This window comes from Actinomadura coerulea (genome assembly GCF_014208105.1).
In the GTDB taxonomy this organism is placed as follows: domain Bacteria; phylum Actinomycetota; class Actinomycetes; order Streptosporangiales; family Streptosporangiaceae; genus Spirillospora; species Spirillospora coerulea.
On sequence record NZ_JACHMQ010000001.1, the window covers coordinates 2303793 to 2327080 of the forward strand.

The 23288-nt window shown below is 73.1% G+C and carries 24 protein-coding genes; 6 read left to right on the forward strand and 18 right to left on the reverse strand.

Translation table 11 applies throughout. The features are described 5' to 3' along the window. Positions 1-67: 67 nt before the first annotated feature. Complete coding sequence (locus BKA00_RS10685) at positions 68-835, reverse strand: Sir2 family NAD-dependent protein deacetylase (protein ID WP_185024759.1); 768 nt, start codon at positions 833-835, stop codon at positions 68-70. A 141-nt stretch (positions 836-976) separates the two neighbouring features. On the opposite strand from BKA00_RS10685, the gene BKA00_RS10690 reads away from it, so the two are divergent. Continuing rightward, complete coding sequence (locus BKA00_RS10690) at positions 977-1942, forward strand: sulfotransferase family protein (RefSeq protein WP_185024760.1); 966 nt, start codon at positions 977-979, stop codon at positions 1940-1942. A gap of 7 nt (positions 1943-1949) precedes the next feature. On the opposite strand, the gene BKA00_RS10695 is transcribed toward BKA00_RS10690, so the two are convergent. Continuing rightward, positions 1950-3911, reverse strand: coding sequence for an ABC transporter ATP-binding protein (locus BKA00_RS10695; protein WP_420829714.1), 1962 nt, complete (start codon positions 3909-3911; stop codon positions 1950-1952). Between the two features lie 198 nt (positions 3912-4109). Here BKA00_RS10695 and BKA00_RS10700 point away from each other — a divergent pair, with 198 nt between their 5' ends. Continuing rightward, entirely contained in the window at positions 4110-6041 is a 1932-nt protein-coding gene (locus BKA00_RS10700) for a Xaa-Pro dipeptidyl-peptidase (protein WP_185024761.1), read from the forward strand. 51 nt (positions 6042-6092) lie between these two features. On the opposite strand, the gene BKA00_RS10705 is transcribed toward BKA00_RS10700, so the two are convergent. The 3 genes from BKA00_RS10705 to BKA00_RS10715 all read right to left on the reverse strand — a co-directional run bounded on the left by BKA00_RS10705 (position 6093) and on the right by BKA00_RS10715 (position 8992). Continuing rightward, positions 6093-6920, reverse strand: a complete 828-nt coding sequence (locus BKA00_RS10705; protein ID WP_185024762.1) for an enoyl-CoA hydratase/isomerase family protein — start codon at positions 6918-6920, stop codon at positions 6093-6095. Positions 6921-7064: 144 nt separating this feature from the next. Then, a complete protein-coding gene (locus BKA00_RS10710; protein WP_021596738.1) occupies positions 7065-7277 on the reverse strand; it encodes a helix-turn-helix domain-containing protein in 213 nt (70 codons plus the stop codon). 116 nt (positions 7278-7393) lie between these two features. Then, the gene (locus BKA00_RS10715; RefSeq protein WP_185024763.1) at positions 7394-8992 is read right to left on the reverse strand and encodes an ABC-F family ATP-binding cassette domain-containing protein; all 1599 of its coding nucleotides are present in this window, start codon (positions 8990-8992) and stop codon (positions 7394-7396) included. Between the two features lie 273 nt (positions 8993-9265). On the opposite strand from BKA00_RS10715, the gene BKA00_RS10720 reads away from it, so the two are divergent. Next, positions 9266-10063 (forward strand): VOC family protein, encoded by a 798-nt coding sequence (locus tag BKA00_RS10720; RefSeq protein WP_185024764.1) that lies wholly within the window; start codon positions 9266-9268, stop codon positions 10061-10063. A 48-nt stretch (positions 10064-10111) separates the two neighbouring features. On the opposite strand, the gene BKA00_RS10725 is transcribed toward BKA00_RS10720, so the two are convergent. The 3 genes from BKA00_RS10725 to BKA00_RS10735 are packed head-to-tail and all read right to left on the reverse strand — an operon-like array spanning position 10112 to position 12167. After that, complete coding sequence (locus BKA00_RS10725; protein WP_185024765.1) at positions 10112-10873, reverse strand: AIM24 family protein; 762 nt, start codon at positions 10871-10873, stop codon at positions 10112-10114. 2 nt (positions 10874-10875) lie between these two features. After that, positions 10876-11529, reverse strand: a complete 654-nt coding sequence (locus tag BKA00_RS10730; protein WP_185024766.1) for an AIM24 family protein — start codon at positions 11527-11529, stop codon at positions 10876-10878. Continuing rightward, the gene (locus BKA00_RS10735) at positions 11529-12167 is read right to left on the reverse strand and encodes an AIM24 family protein (protein ID WP_230299143.1); all 639 of its coding nucleotides are present in this window, start codon (positions 12165-12167) and stop codon (positions 11529-11531) included. The genes BKA00_RS10730 and BKA00_RS10735 overlap by 1 nt, the downstream gene beginning before the upstream one ends. 67 nt (positions 12168-12234) lie before the next feature. Here BKA00_RS10735 and BKA00_RS10740 point away from each other — a divergent pair, with 67 nt between their 5' ends. Beyond that, positions 12235-12630: an ABC transporter permease gene (locus tag BKA00_RS10740; RefSeq protein ID WP_185024767.1), complete on the forward strand. Its 396-nt coding sequence runs from the start codon at positions 12235-12237 to the stop codon at positions 12628-12630. 95 nt (positions 12631-12725) lie between these two features. After that, the gene (locus BKA00_RS10745; protein ID WP_230299144.1) at positions 12726-13874 is read left to right on the forward strand and encodes an EAL domain-containing protein; all 1149 of its coding nucleotides are present in this window, start codon (positions 12726-12728) and stop codon (positions 13872-13874) included. Between the two features lie 16 nt (positions 13875-13890). On the opposite strand, the gene BKA00_RS10750 is transcribed toward BKA00_RS10745, so the two are convergent. Next, positions 13891-14568, reverse strand: coding sequence for a response regulator (locus tag BKA00_RS10750; RefSeq protein ID WP_185034005.1), 678 nt, complete (start codon positions 14566-14568; stop codon positions 13891-13893). Between the two features lie 17 nt (positions 14569-14585). Beyond that, complete coding sequence (locus BKA00_RS10755) at positions 14586-15782, reverse strand: sensor histidine kinase (protein ID WP_185024768.1); 1197 nt, start codon at positions 15780-15782, stop codon at positions 14586-14588. Between the two features lie 156 nt (positions 15783-15938). On the opposite strand from BKA00_RS10755, the gene BKA00_RS10760 reads away from it, so the two are divergent. After that, complete coding sequence (locus tag BKA00_RS10760; RefSeq protein ID WP_185024769.1) at positions 15939-16514, forward strand: hypothetical protein; 576 nt, start codon at positions 15939-15941, stop codon at positions 16512-16514. Between the two features lie 101 nt (positions 16515-16615). On the opposite strand, the gene BKA00_RS10765 is transcribed toward BKA00_RS10760, so the two are convergent. From BKA00_RS10765 to BKA00_RS10800, 8 genes are read right to left on the reverse strand one after another with little or no spacing between them, the layout of a single operon-like run. Continuing rightward, positions 16616-16993, reverse strand: a complete 378-nt coding sequence (locus BKA00_RS10765; RefSeq protein WP_185024770.1) for a metal-sulfur cluster assembly factor — start codon at positions 16991-16993, stop codon at positions 16616-16618. Then, a complete protein-coding gene (sufU, locus tag BKA00_RS10770; protein ID WP_185024771.1) occupies positions 16990-17448 on the reverse strand; it encodes a Fe-S cluster assembly sulfur transfer protein SufU in 459 nt (152 codons plus the stop codon). The genes BKA00_RS10765 and sufU overlap by 4 nt, the downstream gene beginning before the upstream one ends. A gap of 54 nt (positions 17449-17502) precedes the next feature. Further along, positions 17503-18777 (reverse strand): cysteine desulfurase, encoded by a 1275-nt coding sequence (locus BKA00_RS10775; protein ID WP_185024772.1) that lies wholly within the window; start codon positions 18775-18777, stop codon positions 17503-17505. After that, the gene (gene sufC / locus BKA00_RS10780; RefSeq protein ID WP_185024773.1) at positions 18774-19538 is read right to left on the reverse strand and encodes a Fe-S cluster assembly ATPase SufC; all 765 of its coding nucleotides are present in this window, start codon (positions 19536-19538) and stop codon (positions 18774-18776) included. The genes BKA00_RS10775 and sufC overlap by 4 nt, the downstream gene beginning before the upstream one ends. 26 nt (positions 19539-19564) lie before the next feature. Continuing rightward, entirely contained in the window at positions 19565-19882 is a 318-nt protein-coding gene (locus BKA00_RS10785; protein WP_185024774.1) for a non-heme iron oxygenase ferredoxin subunit, read from the reverse strand. Next, positions 19879-21015, reverse strand: coding sequence for a Fe-S cluster assembly protein SufD (gene sufD / locus BKA00_RS10790; protein ID WP_185024775.1), 1137 nt, complete (start codon positions 21013-21015; stop codon positions 19879-19881). Before sufD ends, BKA00_RS10785 begins: the two co-directional genes overlap by 4 nt. After that, on the reverse strand, positions 21015-22427 hold the full coding sequence (sufB, locus tag BKA00_RS10795) for a Fe-S cluster assembly protein SufB (RefSeq protein WP_185024776.1): 1413 nt from the start codon (positions 22425-22427) through the stop codon (positions 21015-21017). Before sufB ends, sufD begins: the two co-directional genes overlap by 1 nt. Beyond that, positions 22424-23266 carry a helix-turn-helix transcriptional regulator gene (locus BKA00_RS10800; RefSeq protein WP_420829675.1) on the reverse strand — a complete coding sequence of 281 codons (843 nt, stop codon included), beginning with the start codon at positions 23264-23266 and terminating at the stop codon, positions 22424-22426. Before BKA00_RS10800 ends, sufB begins: the two co-directional genes overlap by 4 nt. Positions 23267-23288: the final 22 nt, after the last annotated feature.

Here is a 23288-nt window from a genome sequence, read left to right on the forward strand (position 1 = left end):
GACGGATAGAGCTTGTCAGGATCCGGACGCCAGTGGAAGGGGCGACCGGTCACGACCCGCCAACAGATCATCGCCCCGTGCCGAGCGCGAGGCCGGCGAGACGCGGCAGCGTCTCGCCGATCGGCCGGCGCAGCACCGCGTCGGCCAGCCCATCGTACGGCGTCTCCTCCGCGTTGATGATCACCAGGCGGGCGCCGTGGTCGACCGCCTCCAGGCACAGCCCGGCGGCGGGCTGCACCGTGAGCGAGGTGCCGACGGCCAGGAACAGGTCGCAGGACCGCGCGGCGGCGGTCGCCGCGTCCAGGACGTCCTGGTCCAGCGCCTGGCCGAAGGAGATCGTCGCGGACTTCTGGATGCCGCCGCACTCGGCGCAGGGCGGGTCGGCCTCCCCCGCCTCGACGCGCGCGATGATCTCCGGCATGGGGGTGCGCAGCCCGCAGGCCAGGCACACGGCCTCGCGCGCGGTCCCGTGGATCTCGATGACGGCGCGCTCGGAGGATCCGGCGCGCTGGTGCAGGCCGTCGATGTTCTGGGTGATCAGGGCGCGCAGCCGTCCGGCCCGCTCCAGCTCGACCAGCGCCGCGTGCGCGGGGTTGGGCTCGGCCTCCCAGACGGGGTCGTCGCGCCGGGCCCGCCAGGCGCGGCGCCGCACCTCGGGATCGGCGAGGTAGGAGCCGATCGTGGACATCGCCTCGGCCGACGGGTCGCGCGTCCAGACGCCGTTCGGGCCGCGGAAGTCGGGGATCCCGCTGTCGGTGGAGATGCCGGCGCCGGTGAGCACCGTGATCGCCTCTGCCTCGGGCAGGAGGCGGGCCAGCGTGATGGGAGCGTCCACCGGACCATGGTAGGACCAGCGCCGCACCGCGCGTCCCGGTGACGGGACGGCCCGCGCCGGTTAACGGATGGGTATCGGGCGGGCCCCTACGGAGGGTCACGGACCGCCCGGCCCTCAAAAGGTGACAAACTTGGCCCGGTTATGAGGTCGACGCCGCACATCCTGGTGATCAACGGCACCAAGGTCCACCGCCCGGTGTTCATCCTGGGCGCGCCGCACTCGGGTGCGGAGCTGCTGGCGCGCGCGGTCAAGCGCTCCCCCGGCTTCCACCTGACCACCGGCCGGCCGGACGTCCTGCGCGTCACCTACGCCTTCGCCCGGCAGCCCTCGATCGCCGAGCGCGGGGAGGGCGCCGCCCGCGTGCTGCGGGACGCCTACGCGCAGGCGTGGCAGGTGTCGGCGCGGGCGTGCGGGGAGTGCCCGGACGAGTGCCGCGAGATGGGCGGGCTGCCGCCGCGCCCGCCCGGCCGGCCGGAGGGGCCCGCCCCCGCCGCCGAACCGCCCGGCCCGTGCGTGGGAGCGCAGGGGCTCGCCCGCTACGCCGACGCCTCCCCCGACCTGATCTACAGCGCCGACGTGCTGCTGGACGCCTTCCCCGACGCCCAGCTCGTCCAGGTGATCCGGGACGGCCGGGACGTGGTCGCCGACATGCTCGGCGACGAGCGCTGCCTGGCCTGGTTCAAGCCGGGCCTGGCCAACCTCGACACGGTGTTCCCCAACCCGTTCTTCGGCGTCGAGGACCACACGGACCGGAGCCGGTGGCCGCGCGCGGCGGCCGCCGTGAAGTGCGCCCTGCGGTGGCGGGGGTCGGTGCGGCTGAGCGCGAGGCTCCGCCTCCAGGTCCCCGAGGAGCAGCTGGCCACGGTCCGCTACGAGGAGCTGGTCGCCCGGCCGCGCCGCGTCGGCGCCGAGCTGGCGGAGTACCTGGACGCGCCGCTGTCGAAGTCGGCGCTGTCGGGACTGGTGCGCGCCGGGGCGCGGGACGCCGCCGAACCGGGCGTCGGGGTGTGGCGCGAGCGCCTCACCCCGCGGCAGGCCGCCCAGGTCGAGAAGGTCGCGGGCACCGAGCTGCGGCGGCTCGGCTACCCGCTCGGCTCCGAGGACTGAGCGGCCGCTACTCGGCGCCCAGCGGCTCGGCCCGCCGCTCCTCCTCGGGGCCCGGTCCGCGCTGGTGCGAGAACTGCGTGCGGTAGAGCTCGGCGTACAGGCCGCCCTCCAGCAGCAGCTCCTCGTGCCGGCCGCGCTCGGCGACCCGGCCGCCCTCGACCACCAGGATCTGGTCGGCCTCCCGGATCGTGGACAGCCGGTGCGCGATCACCAGTGACGTCCGGCCGGCGAGGGCGGTGCGCAGGGCCCGCTGGACGGCCGCCTCGGACTCGGAGTCCAGGTGGGCGGTCGCCTCGTCCAGCACGACCACCGCCGGGGCCTTGAGCAGCAGCCGGGCGATCGCGAGCCGCTGCTTCTCCCCGCCCGACAGCCGGTAGCCGCGGTCGCCGACGACGGTGTCCAGGCCTTCGGGCATCTCGGCGACGAGGCCGCCGATGTGCGCGGCCTCCAGCGCGGCGAGGATCTCCTCGTCGGTGGCGTCCGGGCGGGCGTAGCGCATGTTCTCGCGGATCGAGTCGTGGAACAGGTGCGCGTCCTGGCTGACGACGCCGATCTCGGCGCGCAGCGACTCGAGCGTGACGTCGCGGACGTCGACGCCGCCGATGCGGACCGCGCCGGCGGACACGTCGTACAGCCGCGACACCAGATGCGTGATCGTCGACTTGCCCGCGCCGGACGGCCCCACGAGCGCGACCAGCTGCCCCGGCGCGGCGGTGAAGTCGACGTCGTGCAGCACCTCCCGGCCGGGCGCGGTGTCGGTGCGGGCGATCGACTCCAGCGAGGCGAGCGAGACCTCGTCCGCCGCCGGGTAGGCGAACCGGACGTGGTCGAACTCGATCGACGGCGCCTTCGAGGGCGCCGAGCCCGAGCCGTTGCCGGACGGCGCGCGGGCCTCGGTCAGCTCCCGGGCGCCCTCGCGGTCGCGGACCAGCGGCTTCAGGTCGAGCACCTCGAACACGCGGTCGAAGCTGACGAGCGCGGTCATCACGTCCACGTGCACGTTGGACAGCGCGGTCAGCGGCCCGTACATCCGGGTCAGCAGGGTGGCGAGCGCGACGAGCGTGCCGAGCTGGAAGCTGCCGTCCACCACCAGGTAGCCGCCGACGCCGTAGACCATGGCGGTGGCCAGCGCGGCCACCAGGGTCAGCGCGGTGAAGAAGACCCGACCGTACATGGCGGCGACGACGCCGACGTCGCGGACGCGGGCGGCGCGGCCGGAGAAGTTCTCCTCCTCCTCGGCCGGACGCCCGTAGAGCTTGGCGAGCATGGCCCCGGCGACGTTGAACCGCTCGGTCATCAGCGAGCCCATCTCGGCGTCCAGCACCATCTGCTCGCGGCTGACCCGCTGCAGCCGCTTGCCGACCCACTTGGCCGGCAGGATGAAGATCGGGAGCAGCAGCAGCGCGATCAGCGTGACCTGCCAGGACAGGATGAGCATCGTCACCAGCACCAGGACCAGGCTGATCACGTTGGACACCACCGACGACAGGGTGGTGGTGAGGGCGCGCTGCGCGCCGATGACGTCGTTGTTGAGGCGGCTGACGAGCGAGCCCGTCTGCGCCCGCATGAAGAACGCGACGGGCTGCCGCTGGACGTGCGCGAACACCTGGCTGCGCAGGTCGTAGATGAGCCCCTCGCCGATGCGCGCCGAGTACCAGCGTTGCGCGAGGCCGAGCACGGCCTCCACCAGGGCGAGCCCGGCGACGGCGGCGGCGAGCCAGAGCACCACGCCCGACCGGCCCGGCACGATGCCGCGGTCGATGATCCCCTTGAGCAGGAGCGGGTTGGCGACGACGATCAGCGCGGCCAGCGAGTTCAGGGTGAGGAACACCACCAGCTCGCGGACGTAGGGCCGGGCGTAGCCCGCGATCCGCCCCACGGTGCCGGGCGCCAGTTTCTGCCGGGTGACGGAGCTGTCCTTGCGGAAGGACGCCATCACCTGCCAGCCGTTGCCCGGCATTCCCGGCATACCCACGAGCGCCTCCGGTAGAGCGTCGACGTAACCACGTACGTAATCAAGTAAGCATCTCAGTATCCGCCGTGGCCAACGCGCGCCCGCCCGCCCGTCTTCCCGGCTCCGCTCACGGCGTAACACGCCTCTGGACAAGCCGCCCCGCGGGTGTAACCGTGATCTCCACTTCCCGGCTCACACCCCCCAGGAGCCCCGATGAGACGACGCCTCACCGGCGGCGCCGGCGTGATCACCCTCACCGCCGCGCTCGCCGCCAGCACCACCGCGCTGCCCGCCGCGGCGGCCGGACCCACCAGGTCCGCGCCCCGGCCACCGGGCGCCCACCAGGTCACGGTCCGGGACGGGGAGACGCAGCCGGTGTTCTCCCGCGCCGACGCCGTCACCCAGACCGTGAACATCGAGACCACGGCCGACAGCGACCGCGACGGCGTGCGGGACCGCGTGCAACTGCGGATCATGCGCCCGAAGGAGACCGACGCCGCCGGCCTGAGGGTCCCGACGATCCTGGAGGCGAGCCCGTACTGGGCCGGGATCAACGACGTCCCGAACCACCCGGTCGACGTCGGCGACGCCGCGGCGCGCTCCCTCACCGGCACGCGGCGCGACCTGGCCGAGGTCTTCCCCGGCTACTACGACAACTACTTCCTGCCGCGCGGCTACGCCGTCGCCGACCTGGACAGCATCGGGACGGGCGGCTCGACCGGCTGCCCGACCTCCGGTGACCGCAGCGAGCAGGCGGGCGCGAAGGCCGCCGTGGACTGGCTGAACGGGCGGGCCCGGGGATGGTCGCCGGACGGCTCGCCGGTGAGGGCGACCTGGTCCACCGGGAACGTCGGCATGATCGGCCAGTCCTACAACGGGACGCTGCCGAACATGGCCGCCACCACCGGGGTCGAGGGCCTCAAGGCGATCGTCCCGATCGCGGGCATCTCCAGCTGGTACGACTACTACCGCGCGGGCGGGGGCGTGGTCGCGCCCGGCGGATACCAGGGCGAGGACCTGGACGTCCTGGCCAAGGCCGTGCTGACCCGCCGGGACCCGGGGGTCTGCGCGAAGGTCATCGAGGACATCGAGGCCGCCCAGGACCGCGAGACCGGCGACTACTCCGAGGTGTGGGCCCAGCGCGACTACGTCGGGCAGGCGCGGAGGGTGCGGGCCGCCGTGATGGTGGTGCACGGGCTCAACGACTGGAACGTCAAGACCAAGAACTCCGTGCAGTGGTGGAACGCGCTGCAGGAAGCGGGCGTGCCGCGCAAACTGTGGCTCCACCAGGGCAACCACTCGACGCCGTTCCGCTGGCGGGTCGAGGAGTGGCTGCGCCAGACGCTGCACTGGTTCGACCGCTACCTGTACGGCGTCCGCAACGGGATCGAGCGCGAGCCTCGCGTCGACGTGCAGCACGCGGACGGGACGTGGGAGACGGCGAGGGACTGGCCCGTCCCCGGCACCCGCACCGTCCCCGTCAGCCTCAACGCCGGCCCGTCCGGGCAGCCGGGCGCCCTCGGCCTCGCCCCCCGGCCCGGCGCGGCGCAGCCGTTCACGGACGCGGGCAAGACCCGGACGGCCGAGGAGCTCCTCTCGAACCAGGACCAGGCCGACCCGAACCGGCTCGCCTACCTGACCGGTCCGCTCGCGAAGCCCGTCAGGATCGACGGCATCCCCTCGATGTCGCTGCGTGCCTCGCTCGACGGCCGCTCGCCGTACCTGACGGCGCTGCTGGTCGACTACGGGACCGACACGCGTCCCACGGGCGCGCGGGTCGGCACCGGCGAGGAGGTCTGCTACGGCCAGAGCGTGCCGGGCGACTCCGGCTGCACGATCCGGCAGGCGCTGCACACCGCGACGGCCCCCTACAAGATCATCACGAGAGGGTGGCTGGACGCGCGGAACCGGCACGACCTCGCCCGGACCGAGCCGATCGAGGCGGGCCGGACCTACGCGTTCCGCTGGGACCTCGAACCGACCGACTACACGGTGAAGGCGGGCCACCGGCTCGGCGTGATCCTGCTGTCGACCGACCACGACTACACGCTCCGCCACCCGGCGGGGACGAGGGTCGCGGTGCGGCCGGGCGTCAGCAGGGTGCTGCTGCCGCTGGCGCGGGGCGGCCGGGAGTCGCTCGGGTAGCGCGGCGCGGCGGGCCGGGGGCGAGGGGCGCCTCGCCCCCGGCCCGCCGGCTCACGAGCCGAAGACCTCGCGGAGGCGGCCGATCTGCTCGCGGCGCTCGGCGGCGCACTGCTCGTCGAGGGTGTTCTCCGCGGCCTGCCACAGCAGGCGCTTGGTGGCCGCGGCCGCGCCCGGGTTCACCGCGAGCAGGGCGTCCGCCAGGTCGCGGACGGCGGCGTCCAGGCCGTCGCGCGGGACGAGAATCTCGGCGAGGCCGATCCGGGCCGCCTCGTCGGCGAGGACCGTCCGGGCGGTGAGGCACAGCTCCAGGGCGCGCCCGACGCCCACGATCTCGACCAGCGGCTTGGTGCCGGTCAGGTCGGGGACGAGCCCGAGCGCGGGCTCCTTCATGCAGAACTTGGCGTCCTCGGCGACCACGCGGATGTCGCAGGCCAGCGCGAGCTGGAAGCCGGCGCCGATGGCGTGGCCGTGCACCGAGGCGACGGAGACGATGTCGGGGCGCCGCAGCCAGGTGTAGCCCTCCTGCAGCTCGGCGATGAAGCGGTCGGTGCCCTCGGCGTCGGAGCCGTCGGTGAACCCCTCGCCGCCTCCGCCGCCGGAGAACATGCCGAGGTCGATGCCCGCCGAGAACGAGGGGCCCTCGCCCCGAAGGACGACGACGCGCACGTCCGCGGGAAGGGAGCGCCCGATCGCGGCGAGCCCGCGCCAGGTCGCGAACGTCATGGCGTTGCGCCGCTCGGGCCGGTTCAGGGTGACGGTCGCGACCGCGCCGGCCACGTCCAGCCGCAGGCCCGCCTCGTCGAGGCCGGGCGGGGCGGACTCCGCCGCCTCCGGCACCGTGGCCGTTTCCGGCCTGCCGGCCGTGGTCGCGTCCCCCATGGGTCATCCCTTCGATGAGCGTTCGGGTTTCGTCCCGCCGTCCACGGGGCGGGACCCGCACCTGTCCGTCGCCGCGACCGAACCTTACTCGGTCGGTCGCGGCGCCGGGTCAGGCGGTGCGCTCATCCGGGGGCCGGTGTCCGGTCAGGACTTCTTGCCCCGGGTCGCGCCACCGCGACCGCGCAGGTTGACGCCGGACTCGGTCAGAATCCGGTGGATGAAACCGTACGAGCGGCCGGTGGCGGCTGCCAGGGCGCGGATGCTCTCGCCGGAGTCGTACCTCTTCTTCAGGTCCGCCGCCAGCTTGTCGCGCTCGGCACCGGTCACGCGGGTGCCCTTCTTCAGGGTCTCGGCCACGAGTACCTCCCGTAGTGATGTGGTGACCGCTGCGTTATCCCCCGCCATGATCAGTCATTCCCGCCGGTTCGGCTACCCACTCGGCCAGAAAAGATCTGCGGAAGTCACTCCGCAGGTCACGCGAGGGCCACCAGATCGGCAAACTCGTCACTCCAGATGTCTTCCACACCATCTGGCAGCAAAATCACTCTTTCCGGCGCGAGCGCCTCCACCGCACCCTCGTCGTGGGTCACCAGGACGATCGCTCCGGCGAACGTCCGCAGCGCCGCGAGGATCTCCTCGCGGCTCGCCGGGTCGAGGTTGTTGGTGGGCTCGTCCAGCAGCAGCACGTTGGCGCTGGAGACCACGAGCATCGCCAGTGCCAGCCGGGTCTTCTCGCCGCCGGACAGCACCCCGGCGGGCTTGTCGACGTCGTCGCCGGAGAACAGGAAGGAGCCGAGGATCTTGCGGACCTCGACGGGCGCCATGCCGGGGGCCGCGGACTGCATGTTCTCCAGGACGGAGCGTTCGACCTCCAGCGTCTCGTGCTCCTGCGCGTAGTAGCCGATCCGCAGCCCGTGCCCGGCCACGACCGTCCCGGTGTCGGCCTTGTCGACCCCTGCCAGCAGGCGCAGGAGAGTGGTCTTCCCGGCGCCGTTCAGGCCCAGGATGACGACCCGGCTGCCGCGGTCGATGGCCAGGTCCACGTCGGTGAATATCTCCAAAGATCCGTACGATTTCGACAAACCCTCCGCGGTGAGGGGGGTTTTGCCACAGGGAGCCGGGTCCGGGAAGCGAATTTTGGCCACCTTGTCGGCCTGACGCTCGCCCTCGACGCCCGCCAGCAGCTGCCGGGCCCGCCGGTCCATCTGCTGGGCCGCCTTGGCCTTGGTGGCCTTGGCCCGCATCTTGTCGGCCTGCGAGAGCAGCGTCGACGCCTGCCGCTGCGCGTTCGCCGACTCGCGCTTGCGGCGCCGCTCGTCGGTCTCGCGCTGGTCGAGGTACTTCTTCCAGCCGACGTTGTAGATGTCGATCACGCTGCGGTTGGCGTCCAGGTGGAACACCCGGTTGACCACCGCGTCCAGCAGTTCCACGTCGTGGCTGATCACGACGAGGCCGCCCTGGTGGCCCTTGAGGAAGTCGCGCAGCCAGACGATCGAGTCGGCGTCCAGGTGGTTGGTGGGCTCGTCCAGCAGCAGGGTGTCGGCGCCGGAGAACAGGATGCGCGCCAGCTCGACGCGCCGCCGCTGGCCGCCCGACAGCGTGCCGAGCGGCTGGGTCAGCACCCGGTCCGGCAGGCCGAGGCTGGAGGCGATCGAGGCGGCCTCGGCCTCCGCGCTGTAGCCGCCGAGGACGTGCAGCCGCTCCTCCAGCCGCCCGTACCGGCGGACGGCCTTGTCGCGCCCGGCGCCGGTCGCGGTCGCCATCGCCTCCTCGGCGGCGCGCAGCTCGCGGATCACCTCGTCCAGCCCGCGGGCCGACAGGATCCGGTCGCGGGCCAGCTCGTCCAGGTCGACGCCGCGGGGGTCCTGCGGCAGGTAGCCGATGGTCCCGGAGGAGGTCACGGCGCCCTGCGCGGGCAGCGCCTCACCCGCCAGGACCTTGGTGAGGGTGGTCTTGCCGGCGCCGTTGCGGCCGACGAAGCCGACCCGGTCGCCGGGGTTGACCCGGAAGCTGGCGGCCTCGATCAGCAGCCGGGCCCCGGCGCGCAGCTCGATGTCTTTCGCGATGATCACAGTGCAGGGCTCCCCTGACGGACGGCTCGGTGGACAGGCACGAAGAAGCGCGCCGCGCGGTCCTGTGACCGGGGCGCGCTGGGCGGCCTGTCAGTTCGGGAGCGGAACCATTCGCCCAGTGTACGTGAAGCCGGGCCGCTCCCGGCCATCGCGGAGCGCGCCCGCCCCCCGATGTGTGGACGCGGAGGGTGCGGGGCCAGGATGGGAAGTGGCGGCGCGTGCGACAGGACGACACCGGGGCCACGGTCCCCAGCACGGAGGAGTGTGAGGCAGATGACCCACGTCACGGGCAATGCGCCGGAAGGGACGCCCAACTGGCTGGACATCGGCGTCCCCGATCTCGACCGGGCCAGGACGTTCTACGGGACCCTGCTGGGCTGGCAGTTCCAGGACGCCGGGGCGGAGGCGGGCCACTACAACATGTGCAACCTGCGCGGCGAGCCCGTCGCCGGGATGATGCAGAACCCCGAGGGCGAGCCCGACGTGTTCTGGTGGAGCGTCTACTTCGCCGCGGACGACTGCGACGCGCTGGTCAAGCGCGCCACCGACGGGGGCGGGGAGGTCGTGGTCGCGCCCATGGACGTGATGGACCTCGGCCGCATGGCGGTCCTGCGCGACCCGCAGGGCGCGCACTTCGGCCTGTGGCAGGGCCGCTCCCACTTCGGCTCGCGGATCGTCAACGTCCCGGGCTCGTTCGTCTGGAACGAGCTCGTCACGCGTGACTCGGCCGCGGCCGGCGAGTTCTACAAGGCGGTGTTCGGCTACGAGCTGGAGCCGATGCCGGGCGACATGGACTACACCGTCCTGAAGCGGGCGGGCGACGGGCGCTACATCGGCGGCATCCTCGGCGGATCCGAGATCGTCCTCGGCGGCGGCGACCGGCCCGCCTCGTCCTGGACGACGTACTTCGCGGTCGACGACGCGGACGAGGCGGTGCGCAGGGTCCGCGCGGGCGGCGGCACCGTCGACTCCGAGCCGCAGGACACCCCGTACGGGCGGTCGGCGGACGTCCGCGACCCCTTCGGCGTCCCGCTCCACGTGATGAAGCCGGCGCAGGAGCCGCAGTCCTGACCCGGCCGGCCGGGGGCCGGACGCGCTCCGTCCGGTCCCCGGCCGCGGTCAGCCCTGGCGTTCGGAGGCGAGCCGCTGCGTGATCGTGTGCTGGAGGCGCTGGAGGCCGGACGTGCCGACCAGCCCGATCTGGCCTTCGAGGTCGCGCAGCAGGACGTCCTCGTTCATCACGACCTCCGACGACTGCATCATCACGGTGCCCTGGCCGGTGAAGTCGAACTGGTGCTCCTCGCCGGACGTGCCGCCGATCCCGAAGACCATCCGGGCGGCGCCGAACGCGCCGCGCATGTAGGAGTGGTCGTAGTGGTGGCAGGGCGAGGGGCAGTCGGCCCAGCCGAGCAGCGCCTGCGGGTCGACGCGGATGGGCGGTTCGACGAAGTGCACGGGCCCGTTGGAGGCGGCGACGAACCGCCCCGTGCCGATCAGGGTCAGGAACCCGGGGATGATCGACTGCTTCAGCTCCAGGCCCGGTTCGAAGGCGAGCAGGTTCCCCGCACGGACGGTGAGGTTGCCCTCCTCCAGGTCGAAGGAGTTGACGTCGAACCCGCGGTCGGCGAGGACGAGCTTGCCCTGCCCCTGCGCGACGATCCAGTCCTGCGCGTACAGCGGGGAGTTGAACGTGTGCGCGACGAGGGAGTCCAGCGGGCCGGCCGACAGCGCCTCGAACTTGATCTGCCCGTAGTAGGCGATCATCTTGCCCTTCTGCGCGAACCACTGCCCGTTGAGGTCGACGCTGAAGGCGTAGGGGTTGACGTTGTCGTTGGACGGCAGGGTCGTGGGGTTCCAGGTCCGCGTCCCGAACGTGCTCACGGTCAGATCTTCCTCTCGCTGGCCTGGACGTAGACGACGCCGGAGCCGCTCAGCTCCAACTGGAAGCCCTCGCCGGAGCCGCGCCCGATCAGGTCGCGCAGCCCCACCGCCGTGGTGAGCTTGTTCTGCACCTGGCCGCGGTGGGCCACGTACGCCTGCGGGTCGACGTGGACGGGGCGCTGCGGGGTGATCGGCAGCTCCATCACGCCGCCGTGCGACAGCAGCGCGCACGCGCCGTGCCCGGTGAGCGTCGTGGTGAACAGGCCCTGCCCGGTGACCGCGCCGCGCACGATGCCGCGCACGCCGCCCTGCTCGCCCATGAACATCGTTCCGACCTGGAGGGTCGCGTCGTGCACCAGCAGCCGGTCGGCCTCGGCGTACAGGGTGTCGGCGCCGTTCAGCTCGACGACGGACACGTGCAGGCCGCCGTGGCCGAACATGACGCTGCCCTGGCCGGTGACGTGCATCATCGCGCTGTGCTCGCCGGCGACGGCGCGCCCGAGCGCGCCGCCGATGCCCTGCCCCGCCGTGGCGGTCGGGGCGAACGACACCGCGCCGGTGTAGGCGAGCATGGCGCCGCGCTTGCTGTAGACCTCCTGCCCCGGTCCGATCCGGACCTGGAGCATCTTGGAGTTGATCGACTCGTAGCCGGGCATCAGATCTCCAGAATCCCGCCGCGCTCGGCCGGCTGGACGTAGACCAGCCCGTGCCCCTGGTACCGGAACTGCACGCTCTCCCCCGATCCCTGGCCGATCACCGTCCGCCAGTTGACGTCGGTGACCACGTCCTGCTGAAGCTGCCCGTGGTGGCAGACGTAGGCGTGCGGGTCGACGCACAGCGGCGTCTGCGGCGTCACCTCCAGCGCGATGGCCGGCCCCTGCGACAGGACCGCCACCGTCCCGTGCCCGTCGACCTTGGTGGTGGCGAGGCCCTGCCCGGTGCCCATCCCGCGCAGCCCCACGAACTGCACGCCCGTGCTCAGGCTGCCGTCGAGCGCCAGCAGGCTCTCCGACTCCACGAAAAGGGTGTCGCCCGTGAGCTGGACGAGCGTCACCTCCGTCGCCTCGCTCGCCAGGTAGACCGTCCCCTGTCCCGTGATCTCCATGAGGGTCATGCCCTCGCCGGCGATCCTGCGCTTGAGGGCGCCGCGCAGTCCCTCGCCGCCCGTCATGCCCTGCCGCTTGAACGCCATCTGGCCCTCGTAGGCCACCATCGAGCCGTTCAGCGCCCGGACCGTCTCGCCGCCGAGGTCGACGGCGAGCATCTTCGAGCCGTTCATTCGAAATTGCGCCACGAAGCGAGAAGATACAGCCCGGCGCGTTGCCGGTCCGCCCGGTGCGCCGATCGGGAAGGATGAGCACATGTGGATCGCTCCCGAACGCCGCAGTCTCAGCCGGTGGGCCGTCCCAGGGCTCGTCCTGGGCGCCGGTGTGGTGGTCGGGGCCGTGCTGGCCGCAGACGGGCGGTCCGGTACGGCCCTCATCGCGCTGGCCGCGCTGGCCGCGTACGCGGCGTACCTCGCCTACCGGCGCAACGAGCCGGCGCTGCCGCTCAGCGAGGGGTTCGGGTCGGGCACCCGGGCCCGCGCGCACCTGCGGGCCGCCGCCATGACGGGCGACGTGCTGACCGTCGCGGTCGTCGGCGGGCTCGTGGTGCAGGCCCTGCGCGGCGCCGACATCACCGCCTACGTGTGGCTGGCGGCCGTCGCCGGCGTGACGTACCTGCTGTCGGCGGTCGTCGGCGGCCGCGGGCTGTGACCGGCGGCCGTCCGGCCGGGTGAGCTGCGGGAATAGTGGGTTAACTTCTCCTGACAACAGCGGTTTCGCCGGTCCGCGGGCGGCATGATGCGCCTGTGTCCGCCCCCGACACCCTCGATGCGCTCGTCCCGGCCCGGGCCGTGTTCCACCCCGTGGTCGACCTCGGCACGGGCGCCGTCGTCGCCGTGGAGGCGCACGCCGCCCCGGCCGGCGGGTCCGGTCCGGCGGGCGGCCCCGTGCGGCCCGACCCGGCGTCCGGGGACGTGCGGCGCGCGGTCGAGGCGGCCCGCGCGGCCGCCGAACTGCGCACCCCGCTGCCGCTGCAGATCGGGCTGCGCGCCGACACCCTCGCGAGCGGCGCGGACCTGCTGGACGGCCTGCACCGCGGCCTCGGCGAGACCGGACGGCGCCCGCAGGAGATCATCCTGTGCGTCGGCGGGGGCTTCCCGCCCGCGCGGCGCCCGGCCCTCGCCGCCGCCCTCTCGGCGCTGCGCCGCGCCGGGTACCTCGTCGGGCTGTCCGGCCTCGGCTCCGCCCACACCCCGCTCGACCTGCTGGTCGACGGGGCCTCCTACCTGCTCAAGCTCGATCCCGGGCTGGCCCGGACGGCGGCCGCCGACCCGCGCCGCGCGGCGCTCGTGGCGAGCCTCGTCGAGCTGGCGCACCGGCTGGAGACGCACGTGCTCGCGCCCGGCATGGCGACGCCCGACCAGGTGCTGCACCTGCGGGAGGCCGGCGTCCGGCTCGTCCAGGGCCCGGCCCTCGCGCCGCCGGACTGGCGCCCGGGGATGCCGGTGAGCATCCCCGTCACGGGCGGGCGCGAGCCGCCCGCCCGGCCCGGCGCCGGGCTCGGGCCGCGGGTGTCGGAGTTCACCCTCCCCGCCGTGACGCTGCCGCTGACGGCGACCGCCGGCGAGGTCCTCACCGTGCTCAACGCCGAGACCGGCGCCACCAGCGTCGTCCTGGTGGACGAGCGGCAGCGGCCGAGCCTCACCGTGGACCGGACGCGCTTCCTGCTCCGGCTGTCGGGCGCCTACGGGCACGCGCTGCACGCGCGCCGCCCCGCCGCGCGGCTCGCCGACCCGCCGCGGCCGGTCCCGCGCACCGTCCCGGCGATCGCCGCGCTGCGGGCCGCCGGCGCCGAGGACGAGCGCGTCTACGACGACCTGGTCGTGGTGGACGAGGTCGGCCGCTGCCTCGGCATCGTCCGGGTGGCCGACCTGATCCGGGCCATGTCGCGCTGAGACCGCCGCTGGAGGCCTAGCCCGTCCCGGGTGATCCCTTATGTGGATCAAGGCCGGAAAGTTCCGTCACGGCGGTCTCCTGGGCGAGGATGGCCGCCTGGACGCGGCTGCCGAGCCCCAGTTTGGCGAGAATCCTGCTCACGTGCGTCTTGGTGGTCGTCTCGGCCATGGCGAGCCGGGCCGCGATCTGCCCGTTCGACAGCCCCTCCCCGAGGCAGGCGAACACCTCGCGCTCGCGCGGCGTCAGCTCCGCCAGCCCCGGCAGCTCCGCCGCGGCCGCCGGACGCGCCGCGAAGGCGCCGATCAGCCGGCGGGTGACCCGGGGGGCGATGATCCCCTCGCCCGCGGCGACCGTCCGCACGGCCTCCACCAGCCTGTCGGCGTCGACGTCCTTGAGCAGGAACCCGGCGGCCCCCGCCCGCAGCGCCCCGAACACGTACTCGTCCATGTCGAACGTCGTCAGCACCAGGACGTCGGTGAACGCGGAGATCAGCCGGGTGGCGGCGATGCCGTCCAGGCGGGGCATGCGGACGTCCATGAGCACCACGTCGGGCCGCAGCTCGCCGGCCAGCTCCACCGCCCGCGCCCCGTCGGCGGCCTCGCCGACCACCCGCACGCCCGGCGCGGCGCCGAGGATCAGCACCAGCCCCGCCCGCACCGCCGCCTGGTCGTCGGCGACCAGCACGTCGATCACGCCGTCCCCCGCCGCGCTCACGCCGCCCCGCCCAGCGAGTCGACGGGCAGCTCGGCGTGCACCCGCCACCGGCTGCCGTCCGGCCCGGCGGCGAACCTCCCGGCGAGCATCGCGGCCCGCTCGCGCATCCCGACCAGGCCGCTGCCGGTGCCGGGCAGCCGGGAGCCGTCCTGGCCGAGCGGGCTCAGCACGTCGATCACCACGTTCCCGCGCGCGTACTCCAACCGCACGTCGGCGCGCCCCGGTCCGGCGTGCTTCAGCGCGTTCGTCAGCGCCTCCTGGACGATCCGGTAGGCGGCCAGCTCGACCGCCGCCGGCAGCTCCGGCTGCTCCCCGGCGACCTCCAGCCGCGCCGACAGGTCGGACCGCGCGGTGTGCCGGACGAGCCGGTCCAGCTCGGCCAGCCGCGGCCGCGCCGCCGGGTCCGCCCCGTCGCCCTCGCGCAGCAACCCGATCATCCGCCGCATCTCGGCGAGTCCCTGCACGCTGTTCTCCCGGATGACCTCCATCGCCCGGTCCACCGCCTCGCGGTCCAGGCTCCGCACCTTCAGCACGGCCGAGGAGTGCAGCGCGACCGCGCTCAGGTGGTTGGCGATCACGTCGTGCAGCTCGCGGGCCATCCGGGCGCGCTCGGCGGTCACGGCGGCCCGCCGGTCCATCTCGGCCAGCCGCGCCACCTGCTCGGCGCGCTCCCGCTCGGCCTCGGCTCGCGCACGCTCGGCCTCGGCGCGGGACCGGTGCTCCCGAACCGCCATCGCGGTCAGCACCGGCGTCACCCACACCACCCCGGCGACCGACGCGGCGAGCACCCCGACCGCCACACCCCGCAGCGCCGCCGCCGTCGCGAGCGCCACCGCCGCGCTCGCCGCGAGCGTCGCCCCGAGCAGCCACTCCGCCGTCCGGCGCCGCCCGTACAGGCTGGCCGCGTACAGCACGTCCCCGTAGATCATCGCGGTGGCGAGGCTCGGCCCGAACGCGACGTCGGCGAAGTTGAACGGCGTCGCCAGCAGCAGCCCGGCGAGCGGGGCCGTCCGCCGCAGCGGTATCGCCGCGCACAGCCCGAGCAGGGGGATCAGGCGCAGCCCGAAGGAGGGATTCCAGCCGGGGGACCACACCGTGTACCCGTGCGCCGCGAGCACCACGAGGCCGCCCGCGAGCGCGGCGACGGCGATCAGCGCGTCCTGGCGCGTGGTGAGACGTCGGAGCCTGTGCACGGGTCCATCTCAGCATCCCGCCCGGGGTGCCTCGTCCGCCCTGCTGAGGAGCTCGCGTACATCCTTCGGACGACCCGCGGAACCTCACCGCAGACGACGATCCGCCCCCGTGGCGGGGCGGACGATGGGATCCCGGCCGTCGAGAGAGGGGTCCCCATGCTGCCAGCGGTGATCGCGGGATGCGAGATCGGCTTCTGGGTCCTGCTGGCCGCGGGCCTCCTCGCCCGCTACGCGCTGCGCATGCGCCGCACCGGCGCGGTGCTCCTGATCTGCGTCCCGCTGGTCGACCTGGTCCTGCTGGCGGCCACGGTGATCGACCTGCGCGGCGGCGCCCCCGCCGGGGCCGCGCACGGGCTGGCGGCGGCCTACCTCGGCTACTCGGTCGCGTTCGGCCACGGCATGGTGCGGTGGGCGGACGAGCGCTTCGCCCACCGCTTCGCCGGCGGACCGCCGCCCACCCGCAGCCCGAAGTACGGGGCGGCGCGCGTCCGCCACGAGTGGCGCGAGTTCGGCAAGGCCGCCCTCGCCACCGCCATCGCCTGCGCCCTGCTCCTGGCGATGATCGCCCTGGTCGGGGACGCCGACCGCACGCGGGCCCTCGACGCCTGGCTGGGGCGGCTCGGATTCGTCCTGGCGGTCTGGTCCCTGTGGCCGATCACGACGACCCTCTGGCCGCCGAAGCCGCGCGAAGGCACCGCCCAGAACCGCACCGAGCACGCGCGGCCGGAGTGACGGCGGCCGGCGCCGGCCGCGGCGGCCTCCGTGGAATCGCCGGGGCTCCGGGACGCCTGAGGCCGCGCCCGGCGGGGCGCGGCCTCATGGCGCGGCGCGGGTCAGACGTTGAAGCCGAGGGCGCGGAGCTGGTCGCGGCCCTCGTCAGTGATCTTGTCCGGGCCCCACGGCGGGAGCCAGACCCAGTTGATCTTGACGTCCTTGGCGAGGCCCTCCAGCGCGCTGTGGGCCTGGTCCTCGATCACGTCGGTGAGCGGGCAGGCGGCGCTGGTGAGCGTCATGTCCAGGGTCGCGACCTCGTCGGTCAGGTCGACGCCGTACACCAGGCCGAGATCGACGACGTTGATGCCGAGCTCGGGGTCCACGACGTCCTTGAGGGCCTCGAGGATCTCCTCCTCCTGGGGGGAGGCGGCGGTCGCGGGCGCCTCGGCGTCGGGCGACTCCTGGGCGGGAGTGTCGGTCGCGGGCGTGTCGGTCATGATGCCTCTCCGAGTGCGCGGGCGGTCGCGTCCTTCCACGCCATCCAGGCGAGCAGGGCGCATTTGATCCGGGCGGGGTACTTCGAGACCCCGGCGAAGGCGACGGCGTCCTCCAGGAGGTCCTCGTCGGGCGCGACGTCCTGGCCGCGGGACTGCATCAGCGCCAGGAACTCCTCGCCGACCGCCATGCCGTCCTTGACGGACCTGCCGATCAGCAGGTCGGACATCACCGAGGCGCTGGCCTGGCTGATCGAGCAGCCCATGGCGTCGTAGGACACGTCGGCGACGGTGGCGTCCTGGCCCTCGCCCTCCAGGTGGACGCGCAGCGTCACCTCGTCGCCGCACGTGGGGTTGACGTGGTGCGCCTCCCCCTCGAACGGCTCCCGCAGCCCCTTGTGCAGGGGGTTGCGGTAGTGGTCCAGGATGACCTCCTGGTACATCGCCTCCAGCTGCATGGCGTCCTTTCCAAGCCTTTCTCGCTACAACCCGGGCGCGGCGGGGCCTGTTCCTCAGGCGGTGCCGAAGAACTTCTGCGCCTGCCGTACCCCGTCGACGAGCGCGTCCACGTCGCCGAGGGTGTTGTAGAGGTAGAACGTCGCGCGGGTGGTCGCCGGGATGCCGAAGCGGCGGCAGATCGGCCACGCGCAGTGGTGGCCGACGCGGACCTCGACGCCGAGCTCGTCCAGGACCTGCCCGACGTCGTGCGGGTGGATGTCGTCGACGGTGAACGACACGGCGCCGCCGCGGGCCTCGGTGGTGCCGGGGCCGATGACGCGGACGCCGGGGATCTCGCCGAGCCGCTCCAGCGAGTAGCCGACCAGGGCCTCCTCGTGGGCCTGCACGCGGTCCATGCCGAGCTCGGCGAGGTAGTCGCAGGCCACGCCCAGCCCGACCGCCTGCGCGGTCATCGGGACGCCCGCCTCGAACCGCTGCGGCGGCGGCATGAACGTGGTCTCCTCCATGTGGACGACCTCGATCATGGAGCCGCCGGTGATGAACGGCGGCATGGCCTCCAGCAGCTCGCCGCGCCCCCACAGCACGCCGATGCCGGTCGGGCCGAGCATCTTGTGGCCGGAGAAGACCAGGAAGTCGGCGCCGAGCCGCGCCACGTCCACGGGCTGGTGCGGCACCGACTGGGCGGCGTCCAGCAGGACGAGCGCGCCGACGGCGTGGGCGCGCTCCACGATCCGCTCGATCGGCGGGACGGTCCCGAGCACGTTCGACTGGTGCGTCAGCGCGACGATCTTCGTGCGCTCGTTGACGATGCCGTCGAGGTCGTCCAGGTCGAGGCGGCCCTCGTCGGTGATGCCGAACCAGCGCAGGGTCGCGCCCGTCCGCCGGCAGAGCTGCTGCCACGGGACGAGGTTGGCGTGGTGCTCCATCTCCGACACGACGACCTCGTCGCCGGGGCCGACGGCGAACCGCTCGGCCTCCGGGCCGGCGGTGGCCGCGTTGCTCATCGCGTAGGCGACCAGGTTGATGCCCTCGGTGGCGTTCTTGGTGAACACGATCTCGGCGGGCACGGCGCCGACGAACCGGGCGATCGAGGCGCGGGCGTTCTCGTAGGCCTCCGTCGCCTCCTCGGCGAGCAGGTGCGCCCCGCGGTGCGGCGCCGCGTTGTGCCGCTCGTAGAACTCCCGCTCGGCGTCCAGCACCCGGACGGGCTTCTGCGACGTCGCCCCCGAGTCGAGGTACACCAGCGGGCGCCCGCCGCGGACGGTGCGCCGCAGCAGCGGGAAGTCCTTCTTCAGCTCCTCGGGCAGAAGGCTCCCTGTTCCGCTCATAGGGCCGCGCTCGCCTTCACGTACTTCTCGTAGCCCTCGTTCTCCAGCTCGTCGGCCAGCTCGGGCCCGCCCTCGGCGACGACGCGGCCGCCGGCGAAAACGTGCACGAAGTCGGGCTTCACGTAGCGCAGGATGCGCGTGTAGTGCGTGATGAGCAGGACCCCGGTGTCGCCGGAGGCGAACCGGTTGACGCCCTCGGAGACGACCTTGAGCGCGTCGACGTCGAGGCCGGAGTCGGTCTCGTCCAGCACGGCGACCTTCGGCTTCAGCATCTCCAGCTGCAGGATCTCGTGCCGCTTCTTCTCGCCGCCGGAGAAGCCCTCGTTCAGGCTGCGCTGCGCGAACGCCGGGTCGATGGACAGGGCGTCCATCGCGGCCTTCATCTCCTTGGAGAACTCGCGCAGCTTCGGGGCCTCGCCGCGCACGGCGGTGACGGCCGAGCGCAGGAAGTTCGACACCGAGACCCCGGGCACCTCGACCGGGTACTGCATCGCCAGGAACAGCCCGGCGCGGGCGCGCTCGTCGACCGACATGGCCAGGACGTCCTCGCCGTCCAGCGTGACGGAGCCGGACGTCACCTCGTACTTCGGGTGGCCGGCGACCGCGTAGGCGAGGGTGGACTTGCCGGAGCCGTTCGGCCCCATGATCGCGTGGGTCTCGCCGGCCTTCACGGTCAGGTCGACCCCGCGCAGGATCTCCTTCGCGCCGTCGGAGCCGTCGCCGACGGAGACGTGGAGGTCGCGGATCTCAAGCGTGGCCATAGTGCGTGTAGTCCTTCGTCGGGCGGTCAGTCGTCGCCGGCGAGCGAGACGTAGACCTCGCCGTCCTCGACCCTGACCTTGTAGATGGCGACCGGCTGCGTGGCCGGCGGGTTGGTGGGCTTGCCGCTGCGCAGGTCGAAGCAGGACCCGTGCAGCCAGCACTCGATCGTGCCGTTGTAGACCTCGCCCTCGGAGAGCGAGACCTCGGCGTGCGAGCAGATGTCGTTCAGCGCGAACACGTCGCCGCCGCTCCGCGCGATGGCGACGGGCGTGCCGTCGACCTCCACGCCGAGCGCCCCGTCGGCGGGGACCTCGTCCAGCGCGCACACCTTCACGTAGGTCACCTGGCCGCTCCCCGGTCCAGCTCCGCCTCGATCGCCTCGCGCACCTTCTCGCGCACCTCGGCGACCTCGATGCGCTCGATCAGCTGGCCCAGGAAGCCCCGGACCACCATGCGGCGCGCCTCGTCGAAGGAGATGCCGCGCGCCTGCAGGTAGAACAGGTGCTCGTCGTCGAGCCGCCCGGACGCCGAGGCGTGCCCCGCACCGGCGACCTCGCCGGTGAGGATCTCCAGGTTCGGCACGGAGTCGACCCGCGTCCCGTCGGTGAGGACGAGGTTGCGGTTCAGCTCGTAGGTGTCGGTGCCCTCGGCCTCGGCGCGGATGATCACGTCGCCGATCCAGACGACGTGCGCGTCCCGGTCCTGCAGGGCGCCGCGGTAGTCGACGCGGCTGCGGCAGTGCGGGACGGCGTGGTCGACCAGGAGGCGGTGCTCCAGGTGCTGGCCGCCGTCGGCGAAGTACACCCCGTACAGCTCCGCGTCGCCGCCGGGCCCCTCGTAGGAGACGGACGGGGAGATCCGCACGACGTCGCCGCCGAGCGAGACGTTGTGCGAGACGAACCGGGCGTCGCGGCCGAGCCGGGCGTGCTGGTGGGAGACGTGGACACCGTCGTCCGCCCAGTCCTGCAGGCTGATCACCGACAGGCGGGCGCCGTCGCCGACGACGAACTCGACGTTGTCGGCATAGGTCGCCGACCCCCGGTGCGCCAGCACGACGGTGGCCTCGGCGAAGGGCTCCAGGACGACCGTGGTGTGCCCGTAGGCGGCGGCCGAGGCGTCCTCGCCGCGCAGCCGCAGCACGGTCGGCACCGAGGCCGCGGTCTCCTTCGGAACGGTCACGACCGTGGCCTGCGTGAAAGAGGTCCACGCCTGGGCGCTGACCCGGTCGGCGGGGACGTGCGCCCGGCCGATGCGCTCGTCGTCGCGGCCGACGCTCTCGACGGTCACCTCCGGCGCCGCCTCGACCTCCAGCAGCACCTTGCCGCCGTCCTGGGCCGTGCCGTTGTGCAGGCCGCGCAGGCGGCGCAGCGGGGTGAACCGCCACTCCTCCTCGCGGCCCGTGGGCACGTCGAAGTCGGCGACATCGTAGGACGCCTTCTCGTGCAGCGTCGAGAGAGGCTTCTGCTCCAGCCCCATCAGCCGACGGCTCCTTCCATCTGCAGCTCGATGAGCCGGTTCAGCTCCAGGGCGTACTCCATCGGCAGCTCGCGCGCGATCGGCTCGACGAACCCGCGCACGATCATCGCCATCGCCTCGTCCTCGGTGAGGCCGCGGCTCATCAGGTAGAACAGCTGCTGCTCGGACACCTTGGAGACGGTGGCCTCGTGGCCCATCTCCACGTCGTCCTCGCGGACGTCGACGTAGGGGTAGGTGTCGGACCGGCTGATCTGGTCGACCAGCAGCGCGTCGCACTTGACCGTGGACTTGCTGTGCTCGGCGCCCTCCTGGATCTGCACCAGCCCGCGGTAGGACGTGCGGCCGCCGCCGCGCGCCACCGACTTGGAGATGATGCTGCTGGAGGTGTTCGGCGCGGCGTGCACCATCTTCGCGCCGGCGTCCTGGTGCTGGTCCTCCCCCGCGAACGCGATCGACAGGGTCTCGCCCTTGGCGTGCTCGCCGAGCAGGTAGATCGCCGGGTACTTCATGGTGACCTTGGAGCCGATGTTGCCGTCGACCCACTCCATGGTGGCGCCCTCGTAGGCGACGGCGCGCTTGGTCACCAGGTTGTAGACGTTGTTGGACCAGTTCTGGATCGTCGTGTAGCGGACGCGGGCGTCCTTCTTCACGACGATCTCCACGACGGCCGAGTGCAGCGAGTCGGACTTGTAGATCGGGGCGGTGCAGCCCTCGACGTAGTGGACGTAGGAGCCCTCGTCGGCGATGATCAGCGTCCGCTCGAACTGGCCCATGTTCTCGGTGTTGATCCGGAAGTAGGCCTGGAGCGGGATCTCCACGTGCACGCCCGGCGGGACGTAGATGAACGAGCCGCCCGACCACACGGCGGTGTTGAGCGCGGCGAACTTGTTGTCGCCGACCGGGATCACCGAGCCGAAGTACTCCTGGAAGATCTCCGGGTGCTCGCGCAGGCCGGTGTCGGTGTCGACGAAGATGACGCCCTTCTCCTCAAGGTCCTCACGGATCTTGTGGTAGACGACCTCCGACTCGTACTGGGCGGCGACGCCGGCGATGAGGCGCTGCTTCTCCGCCTCGGGGATGCCGAGCTTGTCGTAGGTGTTCTTGATGTCCTCGGGGAGCTCCTCCCAGGACGTGGCCTGCTGCTCGGTCGAGCGGACGAAGTACTTGATGTTCTCGAAGTCGATGCCCGTGAGGTCCGAGCCCCAGGTGGGCATCGGCTTCTTCCTGAACAGCCGCAGCCCCTTGAGGCGCAGGTCCAGCATCCATTCGGGCTCGCTCTTCTTGCCCGAGATGTCGCGGACGACGTCCTCGTTCAGGCCGCGGCGCGCCGAGGCTCCGGCGGCGTCCGAGTCGGCCCAGCCGAACTTGTACCTGTCGAGCCCTTCGAGCTCCGGGTGGGCAGCCGTAGTCATAGGGAGGTCCCTCCGGACTCCTCGTCACTGATCAGATGCGTTCCGGCGGACGCCCCCGCGTCCGCCGTGTCCCCGCCAGGGGCGGCGTGCGCGGCGCGGGCGCCGCCCTCGCCGGTGTCGCCGGTCCCGCACAGCGAGCGGGAGCTGACGTGGGTGGTGCAGATGCCGTCGCCGTGGGCGATCGTGGCGAGCCGCTGCACGGGTGTGCCCAGCAGCCGGCTGAACGCCTCGGTCTCGGCCTCGCACAACTGGGGGAACTCCGCGGCCACGTGCGCGACCGGGCAGTGGTGCTGGCACAGCTGCTCGCCGCCGCCCGGCTGGGGCGCCTTGGCGGCGGCGGCCGCGTAGCCGTCCCCCGACAGGGCCTCGGCGAGCGTGCGGACCCGCTGGTTAGGCGGCGCGTCCTGCACGACGGGCCGGTACCGGCGCTCCAGGTCGGCGATCTGCCGCCGGGCGAACTCGGCGACCGCGTGGTCGCCGGCCGTCTCGGCGAGGAACCGCAGGGCGCTGGTCGCCAGGTCGTCGTAGGCGTGCACGAAGGCGCTGCGCCCGGCGTCGGTGATGGCGAACCACTTGGCGGGACGGCCCCGGCCGCGCCGGGACTGCGGCACCCGTGCCTGGCGAACCTCGATCATGCCCTCGGCCAGCAGCGCGTCCAGGTGCCGCCGGATCGCCGCCGGCGTGAGGCCGACGCGCTCTCCGAGCGTGGACGCGGTGACGGGGCCGTGTTCGAGGATCAGCCTGGCCACCCGGGCGCGGGTGTCGCGCTCGGGCTGGCCGGACGGCACGCCGACGAGGCGCGCGGCGGCGCCTCCGGTGCTCGTCTGATCCTCGCCCACGTTTTTCACAACATCAGTGTGC